Raw genomic sequence first — 1,016 nt, forward strand, 5'->3', positions numbered from 1 at the left:
GCGTGCCACCGCGATCGACAGCCGGAACACGTTGAAGTTCATGCCGGCCATGAGCTTCAGGTCCTCGGGGTAGCGGTGGTAGAAGTCGATGGCGACGTGCTTCAGGTTGTCCGGGGTCGGTTCCTCGGTCGGACGCCCGAAGGCGCCCTTGGGCGTCACGTCCTGCACGGTGAGCCCCTTGCCGTCCTCGGCGTAGGCGCCCTCCACCTGGTTCGCGGCCGTCGCGCCGCCCCACAGGAAGCCTTCAGGGAACGTCTTCGTCATGGTGATTCCTCTCGTGGCTGTGGTGTGGTCGTCGTCCACCGGGTCCGGTGGTCAGTCCTGCATCGTTGCGGCGTCCGGTCCTGGCTCCACTCTCCCAGACGGGGAGGGGGCGTCGCTGACGCCGAAGAAGAATGTGAGGGCGAACGCGATCGCGAAGGCCGCGGCGACGCCGATGAAGAACAGGGGCAGGTTCGGCGTCGCCAGGAACGCCGGAATGCCGATCAGCGACGGGAACACGAACGAGGTCGCTCCGCCGCCGGCGATGGCGCCCAGGGAGCCGCCCACCGCTCCGCCGACCAGGCCGAACACGAACGGCTTCTTGCGCGGCAGGTTGACGCCGTAGATCGACGGCTCGGTGATGCCCGCCAGCAGGGCGGACAGCACGGCCGGGCCGGCGAGCTTGCGGGTCTCGGCGTCCTTCGTCCGCAGTAGGACGCCGAACGTCGCGCCCGCCTGCCCGATGACGGCGGACAGCGCGGGTCCCATCAGGATGGAGAATCCGGAGCCGAGCTGCATCATGATGATCGGCAACAGCCCCCAGTGCAGGCCGACGATGACGAGCGCGTGCCACGAGCCGCCGAGCACGGCGCCGGCCGCCCAGGGCGCCACCGCGAACAGCCACGTGATGCCTCCGGCGAGCCCGTTCGCCGCCAGCGTCGTCAGCGGACCGATCGTGAGCAGGATCAGCGGCACCATCACCAGCAGCGACAGCAGGGGGGTGGTGAAGTTCTTGATCGCGTCGGGCAGCACCC

The 1,016-nt window shown here is 69.3% G+C and carries 2 protein-coding genes; both read right to left on the reverse strand.

Annotated elements, in window-relative coordinates; genetic code table 11:
• On the reverse strand, window positions 1–264 hold a 264-nt coding region (locus Q1K57_RS05055; protein ID WP_300079680.1), incomplete at its 3' end, for a family 1 glycosylhydrolase.
• Between the two features lie 51 nt (window positions 265–315).
• The coding region (locus tag Q1K57_RS05060; protein ID WP_300079683.1) for a PTS transporter subunit EIIC at window positions 316–1,016 on the reverse strand (701 nt) is incomplete at its 5' end.

It is taken from the genome of Propioniciclava sp., assembly GCF_029977985.1.
GTDB lineage: Bacteria > Actinomycetota > Actinomycetes > Propionibacteriales > Propionibacteriaceae > Propioniciclava.